Annotated in this window: 6 protein-coding genes and 1 pseudogene; all 7 read right to left on the reverse strand. The window is 38.3% G+C overall.

Annotated elements, in window-relative coordinates; translation table 11 throughout:
• Positions 1 to 1,187 (reverse strand): annotated as a pseudogene (locus CXF78_RS09030) (ATP-binding protein); the annotation flags it as partial.
• A gap of 332 nt (positions 1,188 to 1,519) precedes the next feature.
• Complete coding sequence (locus CXF78_RS09035) at positions 1,520 to 3,697, reverse strand: AAA family ATPase (RefSeq protein WP_102036569.1); 2,178 nt, start codon at positions 3,695 to 3,697, stop codon at positions 1,520 to 1,522.
• 86 nt (positions 3,698 to 3,783) lie between these two features.
• Positions 3,784 to 4,539: a hypothetical protein gene (locus CXF78_RS09040; RefSeq protein WP_102036570.1), complete on the reverse strand. Its 756-nt coding sequence runs from the start codon at positions 4,537 to 4,539 to the stop codon at positions 3,784 to 3,786.
• A gap of 582 nt (positions 4,540 to 5,121) precedes the next feature.
• Positions 5,122 to 5,712 carry a hypothetical protein gene (locus CXF78_RS09045; protein ID WP_102036571.1) on the reverse strand — a complete coding sequence of 197 codons (591 nt, stop codon included), beginning with the start codon at positions 5,710 to 5,712 and terminating at the stop codon, positions 5,122 to 5,124.
• Between the two features lie 9 nt (positions 5,713 to 5,721).
• Positions 5,722 to 6,333 carry an AHH domain-containing protein gene (locus CXF78_RS09050; RefSeq protein WP_102036572.1) on the reverse strand — a complete coding sequence of 204 codons (612 nt, stop codon included), beginning with the start codon at positions 6,331 to 6,333 and terminating at the stop codon, positions 5,722 to 5,724.
• Positions 6,334 to 6,589: 256 nt separating this feature from the next.
• Positions 6,590 to 6,907 (reverse strand): H-NS family histone-like protein, encoded by a 318-nt coding sequence (locus CXF78_RS09055; protein WP_102036573.1) that lies wholly within the window; start codon positions 6,905 to 6,907, stop codon positions 6,590 to 6,592.
• A 493-nt stretch (positions 6,908 to 7,400) separates the two neighbouring features.
• Positions 7,401 to 7,610, reverse strand: a 210-nt coding sequence (locus tag CXF78_RS21625; RefSeq protein ID WP_219622063.1) for a hypothetical protein, incomplete at its 5' end; no start/stop codon positions are given.

The following is a 7,610-nucleotide window of genomic DNA, read 5'->3' on the forward strand; positions in this document are numbered from 1 at the left end:
GGATAAACGTTTTTATAGATCAGGATCGCAAGAAGCTTGTTGGCATCAAGTAGACTCTCTCCAGTTATTTCCAATTGAGCCGCATAAATAGCGTATTCATTAAAGATGTTTCGAATCAATCTCAGGTCGTTCAGGTAACGTGAGACCTCTCTCAGAAACTGCCGTTCAAGGTATCCATCGAGCTCAAGTCTACTTCCCTGCTCCAATACCATGTCGATCGAATTCGATGTGTTGATGATAGGTATGACGGGAATAATGAATTCAAAGAACTTGGTTCGCTCGGTGTTGACAAACATATCGTCACGCATGGCGTAGAGGAACCTGATAGTACGTTTCACACCTGCGTTCTCGTTCACGAGACTATTAATTTCGCGGAGTGAGACGAAAATATCCGCATTATTAAATCGGTCTAAATCCTCAATGATTACAAGATCGTATTTGGTTGATTGGAAGAAGTAAACTATTTCGTCTAGATGGCGGTTTAATATGGACGCCTGATCATCAGATGCAGGTTTAATCTCAACGTCCTTCAACGAAATGCTTTTGAGTGACAGACCGAAACTCGCCACATAAAAGTGATGCAGGACTGTCCAGAGGAATACTGCTGCGAAAAAGAAAACTACTATATTGAACCAATTGCTGAGTTCAAACGGAACCAAAAATTCACCTTTGATTATATCTTCTCGTAAATGTAATACATACCAAAGCGCAATAGCACCAAACATGATGTAGAGAGATTTAAGAAACGACCAAACTCCTGGTGACTGAATTCTTTTGAAGCGCGAAAGAGGAAGTTTGTTTGCGTCAGCACCGTACAATATTTGCTGTAGGATGCTTCTTTCAATCTCTTGGCGACTCACCTTATTCTCCCCTACATCACCCTCGGGAATGAAGGAGGCTAGAGAGATTTGAAGCGCAGGTCGTCTATACTTCTTCAAGAAGGATTGGATGATGCTGCTCTTTCCCGAACCATAGGGACCAGTTAGAGCAATGTTGAATACCTTGGTATTATTCGTAGCAAACAAAATCGCTTTGGTATATATACCTTCCTTGTCAGCCTCATCAGTTGGTGCGAGATCCACGAATTTAGATTGTTCTATATCCGAATGGTTAGACCTTTCAAGCCATGAAACAATATTATTGAGCAAACTTAAAAGCAAATATCTAAAGGACGTGATTTTTTTCATAAGAGATTGAACTATCTAAACCTAAAAGCGACTTTTATTCTAAGGACACTTTGTAATATTCCTGCATCCAGGTCAATAGTTAAACAACTGAATCAATTTTAGTTTCTTATTTTTGTGGAACATAACTAAAAGTAGGCCAACCGACAAACGTATGGGCTGATATTATGTTGCTCGAAACAAACTTCGGGCATAAACGAGTCTGCTGCATTTTACTGTCACGTACCTGGACAGAAACGAGCTAGATTCCTAAATCTAATTCGTGAGTTTCGGATTAAAATTTCTGTGGATTAACGCCCGCAGCACAGCGACGGCTTTTGCTATGTGCTGACAAGCTATTTCCCTAGTACCTGTATCATTTTGTCATGATGCTCAATATAGCCGGTTACTTCGAAAACGAGCTTTAAACCTTCTCGAAAAGACTCATAGTCAAACTCTTTGTAATCGAAAATATTCTGCCCAAGCGAATGAGACTCCCGATTGATGTACCTGCAAAATGCCTGGTGCTTATTCCCCTGTAATTCTGGCATTTGGATTACGTTGCTCAAGTCTTGTTTTTGAACAAAGTTGAAAAAATACTCTACGATATTTCTCATGCAATTAGCTATGAGAGCGGGAGGCTGCGCCGAATCAGTGACTACAGACCAGTATGAGTGGTAATCGTTCTGAACTTCTTCGTAGCTCATCTTAAGTATCTGGCTACCTTCATCATTTTTGAATAACCGAAATAGTTTCTGGTGTTCATTTCTTTTTTTGTGGTTTGAGTCTGCTAATTCGTAGAAAAAGTACAAACTATGCGTAAGCACAAAAACTTGCTCAAAATAGACTGAATCAAAGAATTCGCTTTTAATTAGCCGGCCAATATTGAAAACAAATATGTGAGACAAGCTCGATATTGGGTCATCAATGACCACCACTTTCTTTCCTGGGACTTCTGTAGCGTTTCGCTTACCTTTGCATAACTCGCAGAAGTATAGAAAACTGATGATCATCTTCTCACCTTCGCTGAGAGACGAAAAATCGGCCGTAGAATTTCCAATGCGTACGATTTTGTAAAGTGTGTCATTGTGTTTTGCTATTGAAAAATCGGATATGCCGATCTGAACCAAACCTAAATTTATGTTGTCTATTGCTTCTTCAATGTTAACGGTAGATTTTTGTAGCATTGAAATTTCGTTTTTCTTTGATGCGATAATGCCTAAAGCGACTTTTTCTCGCTCCTTTGATTCAGCCAGTTTCTGATTAGAAGTTGCTACCTGAGCATCTAAAGCCGAGATAGTTTGGTCGTAATCCCAACGCATCAAACCCCAAAACTCTCCCTTCAACTTGTTTAGTTCGGCACCAATATTCTCAAGTTTTTCGTTGTGTTTTGAAATTTTTGCATTTATTGCTTCTAACAACTCGTTAAAGTTCGCAACTTCGGTGAGAGTGCTTTCAAGAGATACTCTCATACTTGGTGAATTTTTCTTGGCTGTTATTAGTCTTGCATTCTGCTCCAATTTATTTGCTAATTTCCCATGCTGTTCTGTCAGTGCAGATAGTTCTTCAATTGAAAATGGGTTTGACTTGTAGGTGTCAAGCGAAGTGAGGTGTTCGAGTGCAGTGGAATAACGGGATAAAAGACTCTCAATTTTATCAATTGAACTGCTATAAGACTCATCGAAATAGTTCTCGATTTGCTGGGCGAGTTCTTGAGATATCGTATTTTCTTGACAAAACGGACAAGCGCTAGCCTCGTTTTCAGATGGAGGCTCTAAGTAAACTAATCCCTTTTTTACCCAATCTGAATTTTTCATTTTTTCGATTAGCGCCGATACAGAACTGTTGGTATTACCAACTATTGCCTCCTCAAAGATAGGATCAAGTTCGACTACGTGTTCATCAAACTCCAAAAGATTCAGAGTAGAATACTGTTGAGCGGCATCTCCCTTTAAAGCCTCGACACCAGCCTTTAGTTTAGATATATCCGTATTCGGCTTCTCAGCAGGTTTAGTTAAGGACGATAAATGAGTATATAGGGTTTCTTTGTTGCCCTTGAGGCCATCCAGAAAGCCTTCTAGAACTCGGTCTCCACCTGTAAATTCCTGCTTAATGTTCCAAGTAACATCAAATGCCCTTGATCGATTAGCTGAAAGTACAGCCTTTTCATCACTAGCAACTTGTTGCTCTTTCTCTTCCACAAGAACCTGTGTGTTTAGTTCAGCTTGAGCTTCATTGATTGCTTTCTCAATATCTTTGTTTTCTTTTGAGAGACTGAATATCCCTTTTAGATTGTCGGCCTCGTAAAAGTTTTCTTCGATGAATCTCTGATTGTAGACATAGAGCGATGTATCTTTAGCCATATCAACAGAGCAACCGTGATATTCGGGGGCTTCTGGTTGGTACAAATAGTTAGAAAGTGTGCTCTTGCCTGAACCGTTTAGTCCGTAAACAACATTCACTTTTTTGTCAGTGGCCAAAATGGTTGCAGTTTTGTAGCTAGCAATATTCTGAATACTTATCTTGGAAATCATCTAGGAGCTTCCGTGCTTTTTGGTGTATTGTGAGCAACGCGAATACCAAAAAACGCGTTGCAATTTGTGTCGGATGGCTACACTTGTTAGGCCAACCCACTATCTAGCCGCTCTGCAAAATAATGTATTACTAGCAATACCAAGTGAAGCCGAAATGTTGAGTCAGCTTGCTCAGAAAGACCTGGATGCGACCCTTGGGGATGTAGACGTTTCCAAAACCCCTCTACAAACCCTGTACCGTTGTATAGGAACTCATTATAGTGAGCATCAAAGAAGCCGCTTTTTGCGAGCTCTATTTTTCGTTGTTGGGTATCTGTTGCTGACCCTGCATTAATTAATGTGTGTACGCGATTAAAAAACTCTTCAACAAATGATCTAAATTGGGCATTGGCTGCGGCCCATTCACCTCTTCCATGCGCAGCTATAGCTTGTTCATAGTGGCCTAAAGCTATGTTGAAATTCCTTTTTTTCAGAATTCTAACAAGATTGTCTTCACTTTCTGCCAGAGGGATTTGTGAGGGCAATGATTTTCTTACAGAAGTTTCTGTGAGTTCGAAACCGTCCTTTTCAAGTGCATTAACGAGACCAGTATGTTCATAGCCAGAATAAGGCGTGATTTTTAATAGGTATTCCACAACGTCTATCATCAGATCTGAACCTGATGGACCTTTTACTCCAGCGCTTGCAACCAAGTATTTTGATATGGAGGTCTCTTTTTGTTTTATGTACTCACCCTTTACCACTCCATCCATCTCAAGCTCGAAAACGAAACGCTCAACCTCATCGTGCGTTCTAAAATTTAACGCCTTAATCAATTCAAGTATTGTTGTTCTTGAAAACATTCGGACTCTCTCGATTTCGCCTAACGTCTTAGTATTTGTGGGTTGCGCGTTTACCTCATGAGACCAGTGAAAACGCGCACCGTTAACTATCTGTATGAAAAGAACTTATCAGCTTTTCATCAAATACACCATCCGGAAAAACCCGCATGCGCATTTTCCAAACCTATTAACTAACTTGGGTGGAATATATTCACATGATTTTAAAGGTTTTGATAATTTTAGGCTGGAAAAACGCGCAAACTAATTAGTTTAAAAACACTCAAAAGCATCTAAATTTATATACGACTGTATACCCATGCATTGTTAGTCGCTTTACGGTAGAGCCAAACATTAGGCAAATAGATGAGATTTTGTAGGGCAACTCGTTCGTCAGTTTTCGATTCACTAAACAAGTGCTAGCAAACTCTGGGGCATAAATAATTTACGTGTCTAGGCTCATTTCTGTACATGTATATGATTCAGTGAATATTTTTTATGGTTCATAAGAGAACTAGCTTCACACGCGGAGCTTTTTTCTCGGTCAACATCACCTTTAATGGCATCAATAGCTTTCAGTATGAAAAAATAACAAAAATCTTATTCTCAATAGCACTCTACTTCTTTAAAAAAGAGTCCTGAAATATTATTTTTTTTAACTATTGAATATAAGCTATTTTCGGCATCAGTAGTGTAATAAAAAAGACCCGTTTCGCGTACTCTAAATAGATTGGGGTTAGTTATACCACTCTTGTTAAATACCATGCGCTTAAACTTGCGAATCCTATCAGGTCGACCGTTACGCATATTTCTTTCACTAAGTTCTTCATTCAAGGCGTTATCAAACCCTAATACATTAAATGCAAACCATTTAGCGCCGTCATTATTACATTCTAGAAGCTCAATGTTCTCTCCAAAATCATTAAGGAATAACTGCGAATACATTGGAGAAACAACAAAGGTAGAGGCACCTAAGCCAGCTATGTCTGGTACTTTAAGTTTCAGCTTGTTCGAAGGTTCAACTTGCCAAACAACATTGAGTACCCCCCAAAATTCTTTCATTGGAGTATTACCGTTAAATGAAAGCAACCTATTTTCAGTCAATTGCAAAACATGCTCAAATGCGGATTCACTCAGAAGCATAAATTCATCAGGGTCAAGATATACGCTAAATACCTTATTAAACTTTGAAGTCATTAGTTATTATTACCCTGCTGCAGTTAAAGATGAATTAATCGGAAATACACCAATCTTGAGGTCTTCTGCTACATCACGTAACGTTTCAATAATCCCACGATGGCCTAAACCTTCGGCTATAGTATCTTCAAGTAGGTATTCAACATTCAGATAGTATTTACCGGAGTGTATCTTTGAGTGAGGATAAGCATCAGGCATTGAGTCCATTGGGACATGCTTTTGAAATCTAGGAAGGTAAACACCATTGGCTTCGTGATCTATATCTATACCAAAAGCTGCTAATCTTAATCTAGACCTAGCGGCACGCATATCACTCCAGGATACAATATGATGAGCTGCAGTATTATCAGGCTTCTTTCCACGATTAGCTGCATACATATTCTCGGCTAATTTAGTAGAGTGCATCTTCATGTGTTCCCAACGCACTCTTCGGGATAAAAGCAAGTCTGCTTGTGGAATTATGCCTTCTTTATACTTTACCGAGTCAATAATTTCACCTCGATAATAAATACTAAGAGATTCAGCATGAGCTTTTGCGAGGGTACGGTCACCTGTTATTCGAGTTAAATCATCCTCAATATCAGTGACCGATACTTCATATATTTTTTGTTGATTATTCATTTATCTAAGTTCCTTTTAGATTTTAGAAAGTTATTATCACAAATGGTAAGATTATATTCAAGTTTCATATGGATATGGATAAGTTATTACAACATTTATAAGTAAGGCAATAGGTGTTATTTACTTATATTTTGTTCACTAACTTATTTTTGGACATGTGTGAGTCCGTCTATGATCTAATTTAGATTTTCACGGATTAGCATAGATATCGAAAACTAGGTTGATGCAGTGCTCCGGCTGGCTCGGAACAATTTATCTACTCAAGTTTGGCTACTACACGTTTTTTGCGAGGTTTAATTGATGCGCTAGATTGCCTTGCTAAATCTTCAAGTGTTAATCCTTGTGCTAACAATAAATCTTGAATTTCTTTAATCTTAGATGCTTTAGCTGCATTTTCAGCCTGCTCAGTATCCTTTAGTTTTTTGAGTGCGTTATAAACTGTATTAACTCGGTTTACTAGTTTGGTAACATCTTCATAATGAAGCTCCGAAAACAGACCTTTAATACTGTTTCTGTTGCTTAGAATTTCTAGTGCGATAGCACGTTTTTCAGTGATAGTGTTAGCTTGGCTCATTTGTATCTCCTACAATTTAAATAAATTCGTATCACAATATATTACCTCAATGAAAAAGTTCTAGAAGTTAAAGACATGGGTTTATCAATGAAAAGTGTCATGACAAAGGGATGCAGGCTCGTTGATTTTTACTACATTTGGCTCAGCAATATAGTAGCTTTTAAGATACTTTGTGTCGAATTTCGTATCTTTATCAGTCAACTGCTTAAGCAGTTTATAAAGGCTTAAATTCGATGATTCGTTCGAAGGATCAAATAGCCAAGAATGAACATCAACGATTAAAGATGAATACAAAGTATCTTGCAACGTAAGAATACTTCTCCGAATAGGAGAAGATAGGGAACTTGGGAGTTGCTCAGATTTATTGATACAGACAGGAGTTCTTTGCGTTCCAAAAGATTTAAGTAGCCAATGGTCGCTGAATAAATTTTCTTCTGAAACCTAGGTAATTGCTGTTTTCTCATTGATTATCTCTAAACACATATCAGAAGCACTACTTAAAGCTAATAACAGGATTGAAAAATGATTTTTTATACGGTTTACACCTGCACTCTGTTTGAAAGGCTAAATATGTTTCCGTTGTTATTGGCAACTTTTCATTCATCTTTCCTGAACAAAAAAAACAATGCTTGTGTCCACAGTCCTGCGCACTTATCAATGTGGCTTCTTTTACCAAACCCGTATTATACATTTTAAGGTAAGC

The sequence above is a fragment of the Shewanella sp. 11B5 genome (assembly GCF_002836795.1).
GTDB classification, from domain to species: domain Bacteria; phylum Pseudomonadota; class Gammaproteobacteria; order Enterobacterales; family Shewanellaceae; genus Shewanella; species Shewanella frigidimarina.